Annotated in this window: 15 protein-coding genes, 4 tRNA genes and 1 rRNA gene; all 20 read right to left on the reverse strand. The window is 54.9% G+C overall.

Annotated features, from left to right (window positions below; translation table 11 throughout):
- Positions 1–39: 39 nt before the first annotated feature.
- Positions 40–1,233: an elongation factor Tu gene (tuf, locus tag AB4O05_RS01630; RefSeq protein WP_003176426.1), complete on the reverse strand. Its 1,194-nt coding sequence runs from the start codon at positions 1,231–1,233 to the stop codon at positions 40–42.
- A 30-nt stretch (positions 1,234–1,263) separates the two neighbouring features.
- Entirely contained in the window at positions 1,264–3,369 is a 2,106-nt protein-coding gene (gene fusA / locus AB4O05_RS01635) for an elongation factor G (protein WP_010206921.1), read from the reverse strand.
- 30 nt (positions 3,370–3,399) lie between these two features.
- Positions 3,400–3,870: a 30S ribosomal protein S7 gene (rpsG, locus tag AB4O05_RS01640; protein WP_002555493.1), complete on the reverse strand. Its 471-nt coding sequence runs from the start codon at positions 3,868–3,870 to the stop codon at positions 3,400–3,402.
- A gap of 119 nt (positions 3,871–3,989) precedes the next feature.
- Entirely contained in the window at positions 3,990–4,361 is a 372-nt protein-coding gene (rpsL, locus tag AB4O05_RS01645; RefSeq protein WP_002555494.1) for a 30S ribosomal protein S12, read from the reverse strand.
- A 216-nt stretch (positions 4,362–4,577) separates the two neighbouring features.
- The gene (rpoC, locus tag AB4O05_RS01650) at positions 4,578–8,777 is read right to left on the reverse strand and encodes a DNA-directed RNA polymerase subunit beta' (RefSeq protein ID WP_003194653.1); all 4,200 of its coding nucleotides are present in this window, start codon (positions 8,775–8,777) and stop codon (positions 4,578–4,580) included.
- 64 nt (positions 8,778–8,841) lie between these two features.
- Positions 8,842–12,915 (reverse strand): DNA-directed RNA polymerase subunit beta, encoded by a 4,074-nt coding sequence (gene rpoB / locus AB4O05_RS01655; protein ID WP_460133604.1) that lies wholly within the window; start codon positions 12,913–12,915, stop codon positions 8,842–8,844.
- Between the two features lie 220 nt (positions 12,916–13,135).
- Complete coding sequence (gene rplL / locus AB4O05_RS01660; RefSeq protein WP_010566858.1) at positions 13,136–13,501, reverse strand: 50S ribosomal protein L7/L12; 366 nt, start codon at positions 13,499–13,501, stop codon at positions 13,136–13,138.
- 78 nt (positions 13,502–13,579) lie between these two features.
- Positions 13,580–14,080: a 50S ribosomal protein L10 gene (gene rplJ, locus AB4O05_RS01665; RefSeq protein ID WP_010174464.1), complete on the reverse strand. Its 501-nt coding sequence runs from the start codon at positions 14,078–14,080 to the stop codon at positions 13,580–13,582.
- Between the two features lie 199 nt (positions 14,081–14,279).
- On the reverse strand, positions 14,280–14,975 hold the full coding sequence (gene rplA / locus AB4O05_RS01670) for a 50S ribosomal protein L1 (protein ID WP_003176434.1): 696 nt from the start codon (positions 14,973–14,975) through the stop codon (positions 14,280–14,282).
- Positions 14,975–15,406 (reverse strand): 50S ribosomal protein L11, encoded by a 432-nt coding sequence (gene rplK, locus AB4O05_RS01675; RefSeq protein ID WP_003176435.1) that lies wholly within the window; start codon positions 15,404–15,406, stop codon positions 14,975–14,977. Before rplK ends, rplA begins: the two co-directional genes overlap by 1 nt.
- Before the next feature lie 117 nt (positions 15,407–15,523).
- The gene (gene nusG / locus AB4O05_RS01680; RefSeq protein WP_003176436.1) at positions 15,524–16,057 is read right to left on the reverse strand and encodes a transcription termination/antitermination protein NusG; all 534 of its coding nucleotides are present in this window, start codon (positions 16,055–16,057) and stop codon (positions 15,524–15,526) included.
- 9 nt (positions 16,058–16,066) lie between these two features.
- Positions 16,067–16,435, reverse strand: a complete 369-nt coding sequence (secE, locus tag AB4O05_RS01685) for a preprotein translocase subunit SecE (RefSeq protein ID WP_460133602.1) — start codon at positions 16,433–16,435, stop codon at positions 16,067–16,069.
- Between the two features lie 45 nt (positions 16,436–16,480).
- A tRNA-Trp gene (locus AB4O05_RS01690) sits at positions 16,481–16,556 on the reverse strand.
- A 159-nt stretch (positions 16,557–16,715) separates the two neighbouring features.
- Positions 16,716–16,790: transfer RNA gene (locus AB4O05_RS01695), tRNA-Thr, on the reverse strand.
- Between the two features lie 26 nt (positions 16,791–16,816).
- Positions 16,817–16,890, reverse strand: a tRNA-Gly gene (locus AB4O05_RS01700).
- Between the two features lie 24 nt (positions 16,891–16,914).
- A tRNA-Tyr gene (locus tag AB4O05_RS01705) sits at positions 16,915–16,999 on the reverse strand.
- Positions 17,000–17,141: 142 nt separating this feature from the next.
- Positions 17,142–17,588: a hypothetical protein gene (locus tag AB4O05_RS01710; protein WP_460133601.1), complete on the reverse strand. Its 447-nt coding sequence runs from the start codon at positions 17,586–17,588 to the stop codon at positions 17,142–17,144.
- A gap of 7 nt (positions 17,589–17,595) precedes the next feature.
- The gene (locus AB4O05_RS01715; protein ID WP_460133599.1) at positions 17,596–18,345 is read right to left on the reverse strand and encodes a pantothenate kinase; all 750 of its coding nucleotides are present in this window, start codon (positions 18,343–18,345) and stop codon (positions 17,596–17,598) included.
- Complete coding sequence (gene birA, locus AB4O05_RS01720; RefSeq protein WP_460133598.1) at positions 18,335–19,294, reverse strand: bifunctional biotin--[acetyl-CoA-carboxylase] ligase/biotin operon repressor BirA; 960 nt, start codon at positions 19,292–19,294, stop codon at positions 18,335–18,337. The genes AB4O05_RS01715 and birA overlap by 11 nt, the downstream gene beginning before the upstream one ends.
- Before the next feature lie 157 nt (positions 19,295–19,451).
- Positions 19,452–19,567, reverse strand: a 5S ribosomal RNA gene (gene rrf / locus AB4O05_RS01725).
- Positions 19,568–19,600 lie beyond the last annotated feature (33 nt).

Consider the following 19,600-nt stretch of genomic DNA (forward strand, 5'->3'; position numbering starts at 1 on the left):
GGCCTCTTCAAAACATCAAGGCAATCTCAAAAGAGATAATTACTCGATGATTTTAGCTACAACGCCAGCACCAACGGTACGGCCGCCTTCGCGAATAGCGAAACGCAGACCGTCTTCCATTGCGATGGTTTTGATCAGGGTAACAACCATTTTGATGTTGTCGCCCGGCATAACCATTTCAACGCCTTCCGGCAGCTCGCAGTTACCAGTCACGTCAGTAGTACGGAAGTAGAACTGTGGACGGTAGCCTTTGAAGAACGGAGTGTGACGACCGCCTTCTTCTTTGCTCAGTACGTACACTTCAGCTTCGAACTTGGTGTGCGGCTTAACCGAACCTGGCTTAACCAGAACCTGGCCACGCTCAACGTCGTCACGCTTGGTACCACGCAGCAGAACGCCGCAGTTCTCGCCAGCACGACCTTCGTCGAGCAGCTTACGGAACATTTCAACACCGGTGCAGGTGGTGACGGTAGTGTCACGCAGACCAACGATTTCCAGTGGATCTTGAACCTTAACGATACCGCGCTCGATACGACCAGTCACAACAGTACCGCGACCGGAGATCGAGAACACGTCTTCGATTGGCATCAGGAACGGCTTGTCGATAACACGAACTGGATCTGGGATGTAGCTGTCCAGAGTTTCAACCAGCTTACGAACGGACGTGGTGCCCATTTCGTTGTCGTCTTTGCCTTCCAGAGCCATACGAGCAGAACCGATGATGATCGGAGTGTCGTCGCCTGGGAAGTCGTAAGTGCTCAGCAGATCGCGCACTTCCATCTCAACCAGTTCCAGCAGCTCAGCGTCGTCTACCAGGTCAGCCTTGTTCAGGTAAACCACGATGTACGGAACGCCAACCTGACGGGACAGCAGGATGTGCTCACGGGTTTGCGGCATCGGACCATCAGCGGCCGAGCAAACCAGGATTGCGCCGTCCATCTGGGCAGCACCAGTGATCATGTTCTTCACATAGTCAGCGTGACCTGGGCAGTCAACGTGAGCGTAGTGACGGATCAGCGAGTTGTATTCAACGTGCGCGGTGTTGATGGTGATACCACGAGCTTTTTCTTCTGGTGCGCTGTCGATTTTATCGAAATCAACGATTGCCGAACCGAATACTTCGGAGCAAACGCGAGTCAGAGCAGCAGTCAGAGTGGTTTTACCGTGGTCAACGTGACCGATGGTGCCAACGTTGACGTGCGGTAGGGAACGATCAAATTTTTCTTTAGCCACGACAATTAACTCCTTGCCTAAAGGACTGAATCAGCCTTGTTTTTTGGATACAGTTTCAGCGATGTGCGCCGGAGCTGTGTTGTATTTTTTGAATTCCATAGAGTAGCTTGCGCGACCCTGGGACATGGAGCGAACGTCGGTCGCATAACCGAACATCTCACCCAACGGAACCTCGGCGCGAATCACTTTGCCGGAAACCGTGTCTTCCATGCCCAAGATCATGCCGCGACGACGGTTAAGGTCGCCCATGACATCACCCATATAGTCTTCAGGTGTAACAACTTCTACCGCCATGATTGGCTCAAGCAACTCACCACCGCCCTTCTGGGCCAGTTGCTTGGTTGCCATGGAAGCAGCCACCTTAAACGCCATCTCGTTGGAGTCGACGTCGTGGTAAGAACCGTCAAAAACGGTTGCTTTCAGGCCGATCAGCGGATAGCCGGCAACAACACCGTTCTTCATCTGCTCTTCGATACCCTTCTGGATAGCAGGGATGTATTCCTTAGGAACAACACCACCCACTACTTCGTTCACGAATTGCAGACCTTCCTGACCTTCGTCAGCAGGAGCAAAACGGATCCAGCAGTGACCGAACTGACCACGACCGCCGGACTGACGAACGAACTTGCCTTCGATTTCACAGTTCTTCGTGATGCGCTCACGATAGGAAACCTGAGGCTTACCGATGTTGGCTTCGACGTTGAACTCACGGCGCATCCGGTCAACCAGGATGTCCAGGTGCAGCTCGCCCATGCCAGAGATGATCGTTTGACCAGTCTCTTCATCAGTCTTAACGCGGAAAGATGGATCTTCCTGAGCAAGTTTGCCCAGAGCGATACCCATTTTTTCCTGGTCATCCTTGGTCTTAGGCTCTACGGCAACCGAAATAACCGGCTCCGGGAAGTCCATACGAACCAGGATGATTGGCTTAGCAGCGTCGCACAAAGTCTCACCAGTGGTGACGTCCTTCATGCCGATCAGGGCCGCGATGTCACCAGCGCGTACTTCCTTGATCTCTTCACGGGCGTTTGCGTGCATTTGCACCATACGACCCACGCGCTCTTTCTTACCTTTAACCGAGTTGATCACGCCGTCGCCGGATGCCAACACGCCCGAGTAAACGCGGACGAAAGTCAAGGTACCCACGAATGGGTCGGTAGCGATCTTGAACGCCAGGGCCGAGAACGGCTCGCTGTCGTCTGCATGACGCTCCATTTCCTCTTCCTCGTTATCAGGGTTGGTACCCTTGATAGCAGGAATGTCGGTTGGAGCAGGCAGGTAGTCGATCACAGCATCGAGAACCAGGGGAACACCCTTGTTCTTGAACGAGGAACCGCAAACAGCCAAGACGATCTCACCAGCGATAGTACGCTGACGCAGAGCGGCCTTGATTTCCACGTTGGTGAGCTCTTCACCTTCGAGGTACTTGTTCATCAGCTCTTCGCTGGCTTCGGCAGCAGCCTCAACCATGTTGTTGCGCCATTCGTCAGCCAGTTCCTGCAGTTCAGCAGGGATAGGCTTACGAACAGGAACCATACCTTTGTCGGAATCATTCCAGTAGACCGCTTCCATGTTGATCAGATCGATCTGACCCTGGAAGTTGTCTTCGGAACCGATAGCCAATTGGATTGGCACCGGAGTGTGACCCAGACGCTGCTTGATCTGACCGATCACGCGCAGGAAGTTGGCACCAGCACGGTCCATCTTGTTTACGTAAACAAGACGTGGAACGCCGTATTTGTTGGCTTGACGCCATACGGTTTCCGACTGAGGCTCAACACCCGAAGTACCGCAGAACACAACGACAGCGCCGTCGAGTACGCGCAGGGAACGTTCAACTTCAATGGTGAAGTCTACGTGGCCCGGGGTATCGATTACGTTGAAGCGATGCTCGTCTTTGTACTGCTTCTCGGAACCTTTCCAGAAGGCGGTAATAGCAGCAGAAGTAATGGTAATACCACGCTCCTGCTCCTGAACCATCCAGTCTGTGGTCGCGGCGCCATCATGCACCTCGCCCATTTTGTGACTTTTGCCGGTGTAAAACAGTACGCGCTCGGTGGTGGTGGTTTTACCAGCATCCACGTGAGCAACGATACCGATGTTACGGTAGCGGCTAATCGGAGTAGTACGAGCCATAAAGCCCTCGCAAAATTAGTGAAGCTAAGATTAGAAGCGGTAGTGCGAGAAAGCTTTGTTGGCTTCAGCCATACGGTGCACGTCTTCACGCTTCTTAACAGCAGCACCTTTACCTTCAGCAGCGTCCAACAGCTCGCCGGCCAAACGCAGAGCCATAGACTTCTCGCCGCGCTTACGGGCGAAGTCTACCAACCAGCGCATTGCCAGAGCGTTACGACGGGACGGGCGAACTTCAACCGGAACCTGGTAAGTAGCACCGCCTACACGGCGCGACTTTACTTCGACCAGCGGAGCGATGGCGTCGAGAGCTTTCTCGAAGATTTCCAGGGGGTCGCTGTTCTTGCGTTCTTTAACCTTTTCCAGCGCGCCATAAACGATACGCTCGGCAACGGCTTTCTTGCCGCTTTCCATTACGTGGTTCATGAACTTGGCCAGGATTTGGCTTCCGTATTTTGGATCGTCAAGCACTTCGCGCTTGGCTGCTACGCGTCTTCTTGGCATGGATAAGCCCTCAAACGGTCTTCAGGTTCGCTCGGAATCGGTGCCTTTACGGGGCGCCTCCGACCTTACTCTTATCGACTCAGAAAATAAGATGATTCAGTTTTTACAAAAAGCCGCTACTACTTAGGCTTCTTGGTACCGTACTTCGAACGACCCTGGTTACGACCTTTAACACCGGAAGTATCCAAGGAACCGCGTACGGTGTGGTAACGAACACCTGGCAAGTCTTTTACACGACCGCCGCGGATCAGTACCACGCTGTGTTCTTGCAGGTTGTGGCCTTCACCGCCGATGTACGAGGAAACCTCGAAACCGTTGGTCAGACGCACACGGCATACTTTACGCAGTGCCGAGTTAGGTTTTTTCGGCGTGGTGGTATACACACGGGTGCATACGCCACGACGTTGCGGGCAGTTCTGCAGCGCAGGCACGTCGGATTTCTCGACGATACGCTTACGCGGCTGACGTACCAGCTGGTTGATAGTTGCCATCTACTAGCTCCACTGTTGTCTTGCGACGCTATTGTCTTGCAAGAAAAGCAAAATGGCAGGAACGAATTCCCGCCAAATTTAGGGGTACAAGAGTCTAAAGAGGATCTTGCCCCCAGTCAAGGCAAGGCCCCGACCTTCCCTCTCGTCGAATCAGGGCAAAATTGCCTCGATCCGACGAATGGGACTGCCAGGGCCCAGACTCATCTATCGCAGAACTCAGTTACCGCTTGAGTTCAGCGCTTCGGTCAGTGCAGCTTCCACTTCACTGGCGCTTACGCGCAACGGTTTGTCAGCATCACGGCGGCGCTTGCGCTCGCTGTGGTAAGCCAAACCGGTACCAGCCGGGATCAGACGACCCACGACCACGTTTTCTTTCAGGCCGCGCAAGTAATCGCGCTTGCCGGTTACCGCTGCTTCGGTCAGTACGCGAGTGGTCTCCTGGAAGGAGGCCGCCGAGATGAACGACTCAGTGGACAACGACGCCTTGGTGATACCCAGCAGTACGCGAGTGAACTTGGAAACGAATTTCTCTTCGTTCGCCAGGCGCTCGTTTTCCACCAGTACGTGAGTCAGTTCCATCTGGTCGCCCTTGATGAAACTGGAATCGCCGGATTCAGCGATCTCAACTTTACGCAGCATCTGACGCAGGATGGTCTCGATGTGCTTATCGTTGATCTTCACGCCTTGCAGACGGTAAACGTCCTGGATCTCGTTAACGATGTACTTGGCCAGCGCACTTACACCCAGCAGACGCAGGATATCGTGTGGGTCGCTTGGACCGTCGGAGATAACTTCACCGCGGTTTACCTGTTCGCCTTCGAAGACGTTCAGGTGACGCCACTTCGGAATCAGCTCTTCATACGGATCGCTACCGTCGTTCGGGGTAATGACCAGACGGCGCTTGCCTTTGGTCTCCTTACCGAAAGCGATGGTACCGCTGACTTCAGCCAGAATCGACGCTTCTTTCGGACGACGAGCTTCGAACAAGTCGGCAACACGCGGCAGACCACCGGTGATGTCACGGGTCTTCGAAGTTTCTTGCGGGATACGCGCGATAACGTCACCGATCGCGATCTTCGCACCATCCGCTACACCAACCAGGGCGTTGGCTGGCAGGAAGTACTGAGCGATTACGTCAGTGCCTGGCAGCAACAGATCCTTGCCGTTGTCATCGACCATCTTCACGGCAGGACGGATGTCTTTACCGGCAGCTGGACGATCTTTCGCGTCGAGTACTTCAATGTTGGTCATACCGGTCAATTCGTCAGTCTGACGCTTGATCGTGATGCCTTCTTCCATGCCCACGTAGGTCACGGTACCTTTCATTTCGGTAACGATTGGGTGAGTGTGCGGATCCCACTTGGCCACGATTGCGCCAGCGTCGACCTTGTCACCTTCTTTAACCGAAATCACAGCACCGTACGGCAGCTTGTAACGCTCGCGCTCACGACCGTAGTCGTCTGCGATTGCGAGCTCACCGGAACGGGACACAGCAACCAGGTGCCCATCTACTCGCTCAACGTGCTTGAGGTTGTGCAGACGAACAGTACCGCCATTCTTCACCTGAACGCTGTCAGCAGCGGAGGTCCGGCTTGCCGCACCGCCGATGTGGAACGTACGCATGGTCAGCTGGGTACCCGGCTCACCGATGGACTGGGCAGCGATAACGCCAACCGCTTCACCGATGTTCACCTGGTGACCACGAGCCAAGTCACGGCCGTAGCACTTGGCGCAAATGCCATAGCGGGTTTCGCAGCTGATCGGCGAGCGAACGATCACTTCGTCGATGCTGTTGAGTTCGATGAACTCGACCCACTTCTCATCTACCAGGGTGCCGGCAGGAACGATAACTTCCTCGGTACCTGGCTTGAATACGTCACGTGCAATAACACGACCCAATACGCGCTCACCCAGCGGCTCTACAACGTCACCGCCTTCAATGTGCGGAGTCATCAGCAGACCGTGCTCGGTGCCGCAATCGATCTCGGTGACAACCAGATCTTGTGCAACGTCTACCAGACGACGAGTCAGGTAACCGGAGTTAGCGGTTTTCAACGCGGTATCCGCCAGACCTTTACGAGCACCGTGAGTGGAGATGAAGTACTGAAGTACGCTCAACCCTTCACGGAAGTTCGCAGTAATCGGCGTTTCGATGATGGAGCCGTCCGGCTTGGCCATCAGGCCACGCATACCGGCGAGCTGACGGATCTGCGCGGCAGAACCCCGTGCGCCCGAGTCGGCCATCATGTACATCGAGTTGAAAGACTCCTGGTCAACTTCGTCGCCGTGGCGGTCGATGACTTTCTCTTTCGAGAGGTTGGCCATCATCGCCTTGGATACTTCGTCGTTGGCCTTGGACCAAAGGTCGATCACCTTGTTGTACTTCTCGCCCTGGGTTACCAGGCCGGAGGCATATTGGCTTTCGATCTCTTTCACTTCATCAGTGGCAGCACTGATGATGCGAGCCTTTTCATCCGGGATAACGAAGTCGTTAACACCGATGGAAACGCCGGAAATGGTCGAATAAGCAAAACCGGTGTACATCAACTGGTCAGCGAAGATCACGGTCTCTTTCAGACCAACCACGCGGTAGCACTGGTTGATCAGTTTGGAGATCGCCTTTTTCTTCATCGGCAGGTTGACGACGTCGTACGACAGACCTTTTGGCACAACCTGATACAACAGTGCACGGCCGACGGTAGTGTCGACGATACGGGTGTTGCTCACGCTGCCGCCATCACGGTCGTTGACGGTTTCATGAATCCGCACTTTGACCTTGGCGTGCAGCGCGGCTTCGCCGGCACGGAACACACGGTCAACTTCCTGCAGGTCAGCGAACACACGACCCTCGCCTTTGGCGTTGATCGCTTCACGGGTCATGTAGTACAGACCCAATACAACGTCCTGCGATGGAACGATGATTGGCTCACCGTTGGCTGGCGACAGAATGTTGTTGGTCGACATCATCAACGCGCGCGCTTCCAACTGGGCTTCCAGTGTGAGCGGCACGTGCACGGCCATTTGGTCACCGTCGAAGTCGGCGTTGTACGCAGCACAGACCAGCGGGTGCAGCTGGATAGCCTTACCTTCGATCAGTACCGGTTCAAACGCCTGGATACCCAGACGGTGAAGGGTCGGTGCACGGTTGAGGAGAACCGGGTGTTCGCGGATCACTTCTGCGAGAACGTCCCACACTTCTGGCAGCTCGCGCTCGACCATTTTCTTGGCCGCTTTGATGGTGGTCGCGAGACCGCGCATTTCCAGCTTGCCGAAAATGAACGGTTTGAACAGCTCGAGGGCCATCTTTTTCGGCAGACCGCACTGGTGCAGACGCAGGGTCGGGCCTACGGTAATTACCGAACGACCGGAGTAGTCAACACGCTTACCGAGCAAGTTCTGACGGAAGCGACCTTGCTTACCCTTGATCATGTCAGCCAAGGATTTCAGAGGACGCTTGTTCGAACCCGTGATAGCGCGGCCACGACGACCGTTGTCGAGCAAGGCGTCGACCGCTTCCTGCAACATACGCTTTTCGTTGCGCACGATAATGTCCGGAGCGGACAGATCGAGCAGGCGCTTCAAGCGGTTGTTACGGTTGATCACGCGGCGGTACAGATCGTTGAGATCGGACGTCGCGAAACGGCCGCCGTCCAACGGTACCAGCGGACGCAGGTCTGGCGGCAGAACCGGCAGAACGGTCAGCACCATCCACTCTGGCAAGTTGCCGGAACCCTGGAAGGCCTCCATCAACTTCAGACGCTTGGACAGCTTCTTGATTTTGGTTTCGGAGTTGGTTTGCGGAATTTCTTCACGCAGACGGCCAATCTCGTGTTCCAGGTCGATAGCGTGCAGCAGCTCGCGGACAGCTTCGGCACCCATACGGGCATCGAAATCGTCGCCGAACTCTTCCAGCGCTTCGAAGTACTGCTCGTCGTTCAGCAGCTGACCTTTTTCAAGGGTGGTCATGCCTGGGTCGATAACGACATAGCTCTCGAAGTAGAGAACGCGCTCGATATCACGCAGGGTCATGTCCATCAGCAAGCCGATACGGGACGGCAGCGATTTCAGGAACCAGATGTGAGCAACCGGCGAAGCCAGCTCGATGTGCGCCATGCGCTCACGACGAACCTTGGCCAGTGCAACTTCAACGCCGCACTTCTCGCAGATCACACCACGGTGCTTCAAGCGCTTGTACTTACCGCACAGGCACTCGTAATCCTTTACCGGGCCAAAAATCTTGGCGCAGAACAGGCCGTCACGCTCAGGTTTGAACGTACGGTAGTTGATGGTTTCCGGCTTTTTAACTTCACCGAACGACCACGAACGGATCATCTCAGGCGATGCCAACCCAATACGGATGGCGTCGAACTCTTCGACTTGACCCTGGTTTTTCAGCAAATTCAGTAGGTCTTTCAAGGCCTTTCCTCCTGGCGGAGCAGAGAGCGGGCTAAACGGCCCCGCTCTCGATTCGCGTCACGTGTTATTCGGTTTCCAGATCGATATCGATGCCGAGGGAACGAATTTCTTTGATCAACACGTTGAAGGACTCGGGCATGCCCGGCTCCATACGGTGATCGCCGTCCACGATGTTTTTGTACATCTTGGTACGACCGTTCACATCGTCCGACTTCACTGTGAGCATTTCTTGCAGAGTGTATGCGGCACCGTATGCTTCCAGTGCCCAGACCTCCATCTCCCCGAAACGCTGACCACCGAACTGAGCCTTACCACCCAGCGGCTGCTGGGTAACCAGGCTGTACGAACCGGTAGAACGAGCGTGCATCTTGTCGTCTACCAAGTGGTTCAGCTTCAGCATGTACATGTAGCCAACAGTAACCGGGCGCTCGAACTTGTTGCCGGTACGACCGTCGAACAGCTGCATCTGGCCGCTTTCCGGCAGGTCTGCCAGTTTGAGCATGGCCTTGATCTCGCTTTCCTTGGCACCGTCAAACACCGGGGTAGCCATTGGAACGCCGCCGCGCAGGTTCTTCGCCAGATCCAGGATTTCCTGGTCGGAGAAGGTGTCCAGCTCTTCGTTGCGACCGCCGATCTCGTTGTAGATCTCGTGCAGGAACTTACGCAGGTCAGCAACCTTGCGCTGCTCTTCGATCATGCGATTGATCTTCTCGCCCAGACCTTTAGCCGCGAGGCCCAGGTGGGTTTCGAGGATCTGACCAACGTTCATACGCGAAGGTACGCCCAACGGGTTGAGGACGACGTCGACCGGGGTGCCATTGGCATCGTGCGGCATGTCTTCAACCGGCATGATCACGGAGACCACACCCTTGTTACCGTGACGACCGGCCATCTTGTCGCCCGGCTGGATGCGGCGACGGATTGCCAGGTAAACCTTGACGATTTTCAGCACGCCTGGAGCCAGGTCATCGCCCTGCTGCAGTTTGCGCTTCTTGTCTTCGAATTTGTCGTCCAGCAGACGGCGACGATCAACGATATAGGCCTGGGCCTTCTCGAGCTGCTCGTTCAGAGCATCTTCAGCCATGCGCAGCTTGAACCACTGGCCGTGCTCAAGACCGTCGAGGATTTCGTCGGTGATGTCCTGACCTTTCTTCAGACCTGCGCCGCCTTCAGCCTTGTGGCCTACCAGAGCGGAACGCAGACGTTCGAAGGTCGCGCCTTCAACGATACGGAACTCTTCGTTCAGGTCCTTGCGGATCTCGTCGAGTTGAGTCTTCTCGATGGACAGTGCACGAGCATCACGCTCAACACCATCACGGGTGAAGACCTGTACGTCGATGACAGTACCCTTGGTACCGGTAGGTACACGCAGGGAGGTGTCTTTAACGTCGCTGGCTTTTTCACCGAAGATGGCACGCAACAGCTTCTCTTCCGGAGTCAGTTGGGTCTCGCCTTTCGGAGTGACCTTACCCACCAGGATGTCGCCAGCGCCAACTTCAGCACCTACATAAACGATACCGGCTTCATCCAGCTTGTTCAGTGCAGCCTCACCCACGTTCGGGATGTCTGCAGTGATTTCCTCTGGCCCAAGCTTGGTGTCACGCGCCACGCAGGTCAGTTCCTGAATGTGGATCGTGGTAAAGCGGTCTTCTTGAACAACACGCTCGGACAAGCAGATGGAGTCTTCGAAGTTGAAGCCGTTCCACGCCATGAACGCGATGCGCATGTTCTGGCCCAGTGCCAGCTCACCCATGTCGGTGGACGGGCCGTCAGCCATGATGTCACTGCGCTGAACGCGATCACCCTTGCTTACCAGCGGACGCTGGTTGATGCAGGTGTTCTGGTTCGAGCGGGTGTATTTGGTCAGGTTGTAGATGTCGACACCGGCTTCGCCAGTTTCAACCTCGTCATCGGCAACACGAACCACAATACGGCTTGCGTCCACGGAGTCGATCACACCGCCACGACGAGCCACGACGCAAACGCCGGAGTCACGAGCTACGTTACGCTCCATGCCAGTACCTACCAGCGGCTTGTCGGCACGCAGGGTGGGCACAGCTTGACGCTGCATGTTGGAACCCATCAACGCACGGTTGGCGTCATCGTGCTCCAGGAACGGGATCAGCGACGCAGCCACCGAAACTACCTGTTTCGGCGAAACGTCCATCAAAGTGACGTCTTCCGGCGCCTTGACGGTGAACTCGTTCAAGTGACGAACAGCTACCAGCTCGTCGACCAGGACTTTCTTGTCGTTCATCGTGGCCGAAGCCTGAGCGATCACGTGATCAGCTTCTTCGATGGCGGACAGGAACACGATCTCGTCGGTGACCAATGCGTCTTTCACCACACGGTACGGGCTCTCGAGGAAGCCGTACTGGTTGGTGCGCGCATAGGCAGCCAGGGAGTTGATCAGACCAATGTTCGGACCTTCCGGCGTTTCGATCGGGCATACACGACCGTAGTGCGTCGGGTGAACGTCACGAACTTCAAAGCCTGCACGCTCACGGGTCAGACCGCCCGGGCCGAGTGCGGAAACACGGCGCTTGTGGGTGATCTCGGAGAGCGGGTTGTTCTGGTCCATGAACTGCGAGAGCTGGCTGGAACCGAAGAACTCTTTCACCGCCGCAGCCACTGGCTTGGCGTTGATCAGGTCTTGCGGCATCAGGCCTTCGCTTTCAGCCATCGACAGACGCTCTTTGACCGCACGCTCAACACGTACCAGGCCAACGCGAAACTGGTTTTCGGCCATTTCGCCGACGCAGCGAACACGACGGTTACCCAGGTGGTCGATGTCATCGACGATGCCTTTGCCATTACGGATGTCGACCAGAGTCTTCAAGACCGCAACGATGTCTTCCTTGCACAACACGCCCGAACCTTCGATCTCGGTACGACCGATACGACGGTTGAACTTCATCCGGCCGACCGCAGACAGGTCATAGCGCTCAGGACTGAAGAACAGGTTGTTGAACAGGGTTTCGGCAGCGTCTTTGGTTGGCGGCTCGCCAGGACGCATCATGCGATAGATCTCGACCAGCGCTTCCAATTGGTTGCTGGTGGAGTCGATCTTCAGAGTGTCGGAGACGAACGGACCGCAGTCGATGTCGTTGGTGTACAGAGTCTCGATGCGAACAACCTGGGCCTTGGCGATTTTTGCCAGGATCTCGGTGTTCAGCTCGGTGTTGCACTCAGCCAGGATTTCACCTGTAGCCGGGTGAACGATGACCTTGGCGGTGGTGCGACCCAGGACGTAGTCCAGCGGCACGTCCAGCGACTTGATACCGGCTTTTTCGATCTGGTTGATGTGGCGCGCGGTAATACGGCGGCCAGCCTCAACGATGACCTTGCCGTTTTCATCCTGGATATCCAGGACGGCAATTTCACCACGCAGACGCGAAGCAATCAGTTCCAGGCTGAGGGTTTCATCCTTCAGGCTGAATACGTTGGTGGTGTAGAAAGCATCAAGCACTTGCTCAGTGGTATAGCCGAGCGCGCGCAGCAGTACCGAGGCCGGCAGCTTACGACGACGGTCGATACGCACGAACACGCAGTCTTTCGGGTCGAACTCGAAGTCCAACCACGAGCCGCGGTACGGAATGATCCGCGCGGAGTACAGGAGCTTACCGGAGCTGTGCGTCTTGCCGCGGTCGTGGTCGAAGAACACGCCCGGGGAACGGTGCAGCTGGGAAACGATAACGCGCTCGGTACCGTTGATAACGAAGGTACCGTTTTCAGTCATCAATGGGATTTCGCCCATGTAGACTTCTTGCTCTTTGATGTCCTTGATCGCTTTGTTCGACGATTCTTTGTCGAAAATGATCAGACGGACTTTTACCCGCAAAGGTACGGCGTACGTAACACCGCGCAACACGCATTCTTTGACATCAAATGCCGGTTCGCCCAGGCGATAACCCACGTACTCCAGCGCAGCATTGCCGGAGTAGCTGATGATCGGGAAAACGGATTTGAAGGCCGCATGCAGGCCCACGTCGCGGAACTGATCTTTAGTCGCTCCCGCTTGCAAGAATTCACGATACGAATCCAGCTGGATAGCCAGAAGGTACGGGACATCCATGACGTCCGGCAACTTGCTAAAGTCCTTGCGGATACGTTTTTTCTCAGTATATGAGTAAGCCATCAGCGTTCCCCAGCTTGGTCACCTGCTTGTTTGGCCCCTCCCGACGGGAGCAGCCAGAAAATCTCGCAAACCCCATGGTTTGCACCACCGCATCGGGTGGCTACAGCGCGTTAATGGCGGCGACCGAGTCGACAGCCAAGAACGGAAAAAGGCCGGTGGCATGAGCCACCAGCCATCAGCCTTCAGCTTAACGCTTGGGCTGGAGACGCAAGGTCGATGCTTACTTCAGCTCGACTTTAGCGCCTGCTTCTTCCAGCACTGCTTTAGCTTTGTCAGCTGCGTCTTTCGACACTGCTTCCAGAACCTGGGCAGGAGCGCCGTCAACTACAGCCTTGGCTTCTTTCAGGCCCAGACCGGTCAGTTCACGAACTGCCTTGATCACGTTTACTTTCTTCTCGCCAGCTTCCAGCAGCATGACGTTGAATTCGGTTTGCTCTTCAGCAGCAACAGCAGCAACAGCTGGGCCAGCGGAAGCAGCAGCAGCGGAAACGCCGAATTTTTCTTCGAAAGCTTTGATCAGCTCAACAACCTGCAGAACCGACATTTCAGCTACGGCGTTGAGGATATCTTCTTGGGAGATAGACATTACTGTATTTCCTGAATTGGGGGACGGCCTACGCGGCCATCGAAATAAACAAAAATACGCGAAAGGAGATGCTCAGCCTTAGGCTGCGGCAGCTTCTTTTTGCTCGCGAACTGCAGCCAGAGTACGAGCCAACTTGCTGGTAGCGCCTTGAATCACGCTCATCAGCTGAGAAATAGCTTCGTTACGGGTCGGCAGTGTTGCCAGTACGTCGATTTGGTTAGCTGCGAGGAACTTGCCCTCGAACGCAGCTGCCTTGATCTCGAACTTATCCTGACTCTTGGCGAATTCTTTAAACAAACGGGCAGCAGCGCCTGGATGTTCTTTGGAGAACGCGATCAGAGTCGGGCCGGTGAACACGTCGTTGAGGACACTGTATTCAGTGTCAGCAACAGCGCGCTTGAGCAGGGTGTTACGTACTACACGTACGTATACGCCAGCTTCACGAGCCTCTTTACGGAGTCCGGTCATAGCGCCTACTGTCACACCACGGGCATCAGCCACGACAGCGGACAGAGCAGCTTTGGCAGCCTCGTTGACTTCAGCGACGATGGCCTTCTTGTCTTCGAGATTAATTGCCACGGGTTTAACTCCTGCTTGTTACCGTTTCATCCGGCCGAAGCCGGATGTCGTTTTGGTGTCTGATTCGGTAAGGAACCGGGAGCACCATCTGCGTAGGCTTGTGGTTTAAGACTTGCGTCGCCTACGGTCTTGGATAGCCCCCGCCAGGCAGGGACCCCAATTTTTCCAACTGACGCAATCGCTTGCGCCAATCTGTGTCTTATACGTCCAGCGAGCCTTGGTCGATGACCAGACCTGGGCCCATAGTAGTGCTCAGGGTAACGCGCTTGACGTAGATACCTTTCGAGGAAGCTGGCTTGATACGCTTCAGATCAGCGATCAGAGCTTCAACGTTTTCCTTCAGCTTGACGGCATCGAAGCCAACTTTGCCAACGGAGGTGTGAATGATGCCGTTTTTGTCGGTGCGATAACGAACCTGACCAGCCTTGGCGTTTTTAACCGCGGTGGCTACGTCTGGCGTTACGGTGCCGACTTTAGGGTTAGGCATCAGGCCACGTGGACCCAGGATCTGACCCAGTTGACCTACAACACGCATTGCGTCTGGAGAGGCAATAACGACGTCATAGTTCAAGTCGCCGCCTTTCATTTCGGCAGCCAGGTCGTCCATGCCAACTCGATCTGCGCCTGCAGCCAGAGCAGCTTCAGCTGCCGGGCCTTGGGTGAAGACAGCAACACGTACAGTCTTGCCAGTACCGTGTGGCAGCACAGTAGCGCTACGAACGACCTGGTCGGATTTACGTGGGTCAACACCCAGGTTTACAGCAACGTCAACGGACTCGCTGAACTTGACAGTCGACAGCTCGGTCAGCAGGGCAGCAGCATCTACAAAATTGTAGGATTTGCCTGCTTCGATTTTGCCGGCGATAGCCTTTTGGCGCTTGGTCAGCTTAGCCATTACACACCCTCCACGTTAAGGCCCATGCTACGAGCAGAACCGGCGATGGTACGCACGGCTGCATCCATATCAGCTGCAGTCAGATCCGCGTTTTTGGTTTTCGCGATTTCTTCCAGCTGAGCACGAGTGACGGTGCCAACCTTAACGGTGTTAGGACGAGCGGAACCGCTGGTCAGACCAGCAGCTTTCTTCAACAGAACCGAAGCCGGAGTCGACTTGGTTTCGAAAGTGAAGCTACGGTCGCTGTATACAGTGATGATCACTGGAGTCGGCAGACCTGGTTCAAGACCCTGAGTACGGGCGTTGAAGGCCTTGCAGAATTCCATGATGTTCACGCCGTGCTGACCCAGAGCTGGACCGACAGGTGGACTTGGGTTGGCCTGAGCGGCCTTTACTTGCAGCTTGATGTAAGCGGTAATCTTCTTGGCCATGAGGCACTCCAATTACGGGTTCAAACGCCTCGAAAGGCTCCCCGGTTACTTGCGCGTTTATCCCAGTGACGACAAAACCCCACAGCCTAAGGCTGCGGGGTTGGGATGCTTGTTCAGCTAGACCTTCTCGACCTGACTGAACTCCAACTCTACCGGGGTAGAGCGACCGAAAATGAGCACTGCTACCTGGATCCGGCTCTTTTCGTAGTTAACTTCTTCGACAGTACCGTTGAAATCAGCAAACGGCCCATCTGTGACACGAACAACCTCACCCGGCTCGAACAAAGTCTTCGGCTTAGGCTTGTCGCTACCATCAGCAACACGACGCAGAATCGCTTCTGCCTCTTTATCGGTGATTGGAGCAGGCTTATCAGCAGTACCGCCAATGAAGCCCATGACACGAGGGGTATCCTTGACCAAGTGCCAAGTACCTTCGTTCATATCCATCTGTACCAGCACGTAACCAGGGAAGAACTTACGTTCACTCTTACGCTTCTGACCATTCCGCATTTCAACCACTTCTTCAGTGGGAACCAGAATTTCGCCGAAGCCATCTTCCATGCCTGCCAGCTTTACGCGCTCCAGCAAAGAGCGCATAACATGCTTCTCGTAACCCGAGTAAGCATGCACAACGTACCAACGCTTAGCCACGGGACACCCTTAGCCAACAATCAAGGAAACAAGCCAGCCGAGCAGGGAATCGAGCCCCCACAACAGCAACGCCATAACCAGAACAACAGCCACGACAATCAATGTGGTCTGCGTGGTTTCTTGGCGAGTCGGCCAAACGACTTTACGAATTTCGGTGCGCGCTTCCTTTACCAGGACCGCAAAGGACTTGCCCTTGACCGTCTGCAGGCCGACAAAAACAGCCACAGCAGCAAGAGCAAGCAAAGCAAGTACGCGATACAGGATCGGCGAAGCAGAATAGTACTGATTGCCAACAACGCCTACGACCACCAACGCGACTACAGCGAGCCACTTGACCAGATCGAAACGAGAGCTTTGAGCTTCAGCCTTAGGAGTCATCTATGAAGATCCTGTGAAAAGAAAGCCAGATACACCAAGTGAATCTGGCAGGTCAGGAGGGAATCGAACCCCCAACCTACGGTTTTGGAGACCGTCGCTCTGCCAATTGAGCTACTGACCTAAAACAAAATCAGGCCGACCATTATGCAGGCCTGAAAAAGACTTTACAACAACCAACCCCAATAGACCTGAAATCGCCCGATCACGCCAGGCACCCGCACAATCAAGCCGAGATAGCTGTTAAAACAAAGGCAGATATCTTCATATCTGCCTTGTTATATGGAGCTCTTGAGCGGACTTGAACCGCTGACCTCACCCTTACCAAGGGTGTGCTCTACCACTGAGCTACAAGAGCGAAACACTTTGCACAACCTGCAAACGTGGAGCGGGTAGCGGGAATCGAACCCGCATCATCAGCTTGGAAGGCTGAGGTTCTACCACTAAACTATACCCGCGGAGCTTGCAGCTCACGCTAAAAATGGTGGAGGGGGAAGGATTCGAACCTTCGAAGTCGTAGACGTCAGATTTACAGTCTGATCCCTTTGGCCGCTCGGGAACCCCTCCTAAGCGAGCCGGCATTCTACATCACGCCGGCCTTCTGTCAAGCATTTTCTCATTAAAAATATGAGGTTAGCTGCGTTGACCTTCACTTCACGCTGCAGCCCTTAAAGGGCTTCACTGCGAAGCGGGCGCCATTCTATGCAAACTATTCAAGAGTTGCAATGCCTTCACACTGCATTATTTTATGTTTTAACTCATTGAATTCCTTAGCAAGGTTTTCAAAGGGCAGATCATCAGCCAGGCGCCGACTCTCGGGGGCAACTCGAAGCCAATAACCTTGAGCGTCAGAAGTATTCAGCAATTGAACCTTGACCTTTATATCCAGGCTTGTGAGGCGCTGTCCGACAGACTGCGCCTGACGCTCATCCGCAAAGCCACCAATGTACAAGCAAGTGTTTTGCACCTCAGACACCCTTGCTCGATCTCTTCGAGCCACCCCATCAGAGGACTCGCTCAGGAGCCGGATGTCCTGCTGAGAGCCACGATAAAGACTCAGAGGCGTGACGTCCTTGGCGCGCAATGGAGCCTCTTGCTGATGCCAGACGTAGTAGAAAGCGTTGAGGATCAGTAGAAGCAAAAACAACCAACGCATAGAAACCTCAAGACAAAGGGCACGCCATCGCCAGACCAACAAAAATCAGGTCAGGTACGAACCGAGCCTGCGGCACGGCGTCCGCAACCAGATCAGCATCCCCACCGGTCAGAAATACAGTGAACTCATCCCCCCAATAACTTCGAGCCAACTCGAGCTGAGTCAGCACAAACCCTCGGAGCATGAGCGTGCAGCCCCGCTCGACCGCCTCTACGGTCGTACGCCCTGGAGAGAGGCGCTCAACAGCCCTCTCTGCAGCCGCATCGTCATAGCGTATCTTGCGGGTATGCGTTCGCAATTGGCTGCGCATAAGGGGCATTCCTGGACAAATAAAGCCCCCACAATGCCCACCATCGGCCGCAATAAAATCCGCTGTAGCCGCGGTACCGAAATCCAATATTAAACAAGCGCCTGACGCCAACTTGAACCCACCAAGCATCGCCAACCAACGATCAAGCCCTAATCGTTCGAAATCCTCGTAGCCATTGCGTACGCCCGCCATTTCGCGCGCGGATACCGCACGAGACACGACAACGCCGAACGCCCCTTCCAAGGCTGCCACAAGCTTATCGGTTTCTTCCAAAGCCCTGACACTCACCAGCCTGCAACGCGTCAGAGACACACAGGGAAGTGCCATCAAGCTATCAACCAACTCGATATCTGAACCAACAACGCCTTCGTCGTAGACAGCAGCCCCACTGGGTTCCAATACACGCCACTTGATGAAACTATTCCCACAGTCGAGCTCAAGAATCATCACGCAACCTCAGGCTTAACTCACCACCACTGTATATTTTCTCAACTCCGTCGACACTCAAACGCAATGCCCCCTGCCGGTCAACGCCTAGCACCACCCCATCGATCTGATTGACACCTGCGATAAGGGACACCGCCCTTCCCTGCCATAGATGATTTCGCTCCCACTCTTCCTGAAGCTCCGCAAAACCCACTGCCTTGTGCCGCCTCAAATAGGCTTGCAACTGCAATCCGAGCCTCGCCACCAGAGCGTTGCGGTCGACAGAGACGCCTGTTTCAAGCTGCATCGAAGTCCATTGCTGATCGACATCCGCGGCCTTCTGCATATTCACGTTGACACCAACTCCAAGAACAACGTGACAGATATCAGCAGGATCACCGACTAACTCCAGCAAAATCCCGGCAATTTTTTTCTGCCCCACCAAAACATCGTTTGGCCATTTCAAAGCAGCCCCCTGCACGCCCGAGTCGCGAAGGGCCTGCATGACAGCCAGACCCACAACCAGACTCAACCCCTCAAGCTGCCTTAGGCCATCCTCAATACGCAATACGAGGCTGTAATACACATTCTGAGCAAATGGACTGATCCACTTTCGGCCACGCCGCCCCCTCCCGGCGGTTTGCTGCTCAGCGAGCACCAGGAAGGGCGCAGCACACCCAGCACCAATCATGCGCAACGCCTCAGCATTAGTGGAGTCAATGGAGTCAGAGACGTGAACAGACCAGGGCAACGCAGGCGCATCCAGTGCGATTTTTTCAGCACTCAAAAACACCAGTGGCGAAGCCAACCGATACCCTTTCCCTCGAACCTTATGAATCGGCAAATTCAATTCAGCCTCGAGATGCTGCAGTTGTTTCCACACAGCACTGCGGCTTACACCCAAGGCGGCACCCAATGCCTCTCCGGAGTGGAATCGACCATCTTTCAGAAGTTCTAACAGCGTCAGCATGCAAGTCTCGCCTCACAATAAGGCACGCATGATAGCCATGCGAAGAAGCATTGCATAGAAAGGCCGAATGTCAGGCCGCGATGAGCCCCTCTGCACTTTCCGACCGCGCAAAACAAAACCCCTGTCTGCGTTAGCAAACAGGGGTTTCGGAATTTAATCTTGACGATGACCTACTCTCACATGGGGAAACCCCACACTACCATCGGCGATGCATCGTTTCACTACTGAGTTCGGGATGGGATCAGGTGGTTCCAATGCTCTATGGTCGTCAAGAAATTCGGGTACCGAATCGTGGCCAGCTGGCCG

Source organism: Pseudomonas sp. S1_G07, from assembly GCF_054668565.1.

Coding starts and splice junctions, on each gene's coding strand:
- rplL (WP_010566858.1), bottom strand. CDS start 13,501: ATGTCTATCTCCCAAGAAGATATCCTCAACGCCGTAGCTGAAATGTCG.
- rpsG (WP_002555493.1), bottom strand. CDS start 3,870: ATGCCAAGAAGACGCGTAGCAGCCAAGCGCGAAGTGCTTGACGATCCA.
- rpsL (WP_002555494.1), bottom strand. CDS start 4,361: ATGGCAACTATCAACCAGCTGGTACGTCAGCCGCGTAAGCGTATCGTC.
- secE (WP_460133602.1), bottom strand. CDS start 16,435: ATGACTCCTAAGGCTGAAGCTCAAAGCTCTCGTTTCGATCTGGTCAAG.
- rplA (WP_003176434.1), bottom strand. CDS start 14,975: ATGGCTAAGCTGACCAAGCGCCAAAAGGCTATCGCCGGCAAAATCGAA.
- birA (WP_460133598.1), bottom strand. CDS start 19,294: ATGCTGACGCTGTTAGAACTTCTGAAAGATGGTCGATTCCACTCCGGA.
- rplK (WP_003176435.1), bottom strand. CDS start 15,406: ATGGCCAAGAAGATTACCGCTTACATCAAGCTGCAAGTAAAGGCCGCT.
- AB4O05_RS01710 (WP_460133601.1), bottom strand. CDS start 17,588: ATGCGTTGGTTGTTTTTGCTTCTACTGATCCTCAACGCTTTCTACTAC.
- rpoB (WP_460133604.1), bottom strand. CDS start 12,915: ATGGCTTACTCATATACTGAGAAAAAACGTATCCGCAAGGACTTTAGC.
- fusA (WP_010206921.1), bottom strand. CDS start 3,369: ATGGCTCGTACTACTCCGATTAGCCGCTACCGTAACATCGGTATCGTT.
- AB4O05_RS01715 (WP_460133599.1), bottom strand. CDS start 18,345: ATGATTCTTGAGCTCGACTGTGGGAATAGTTTCATCAAGTGGCGTGTA.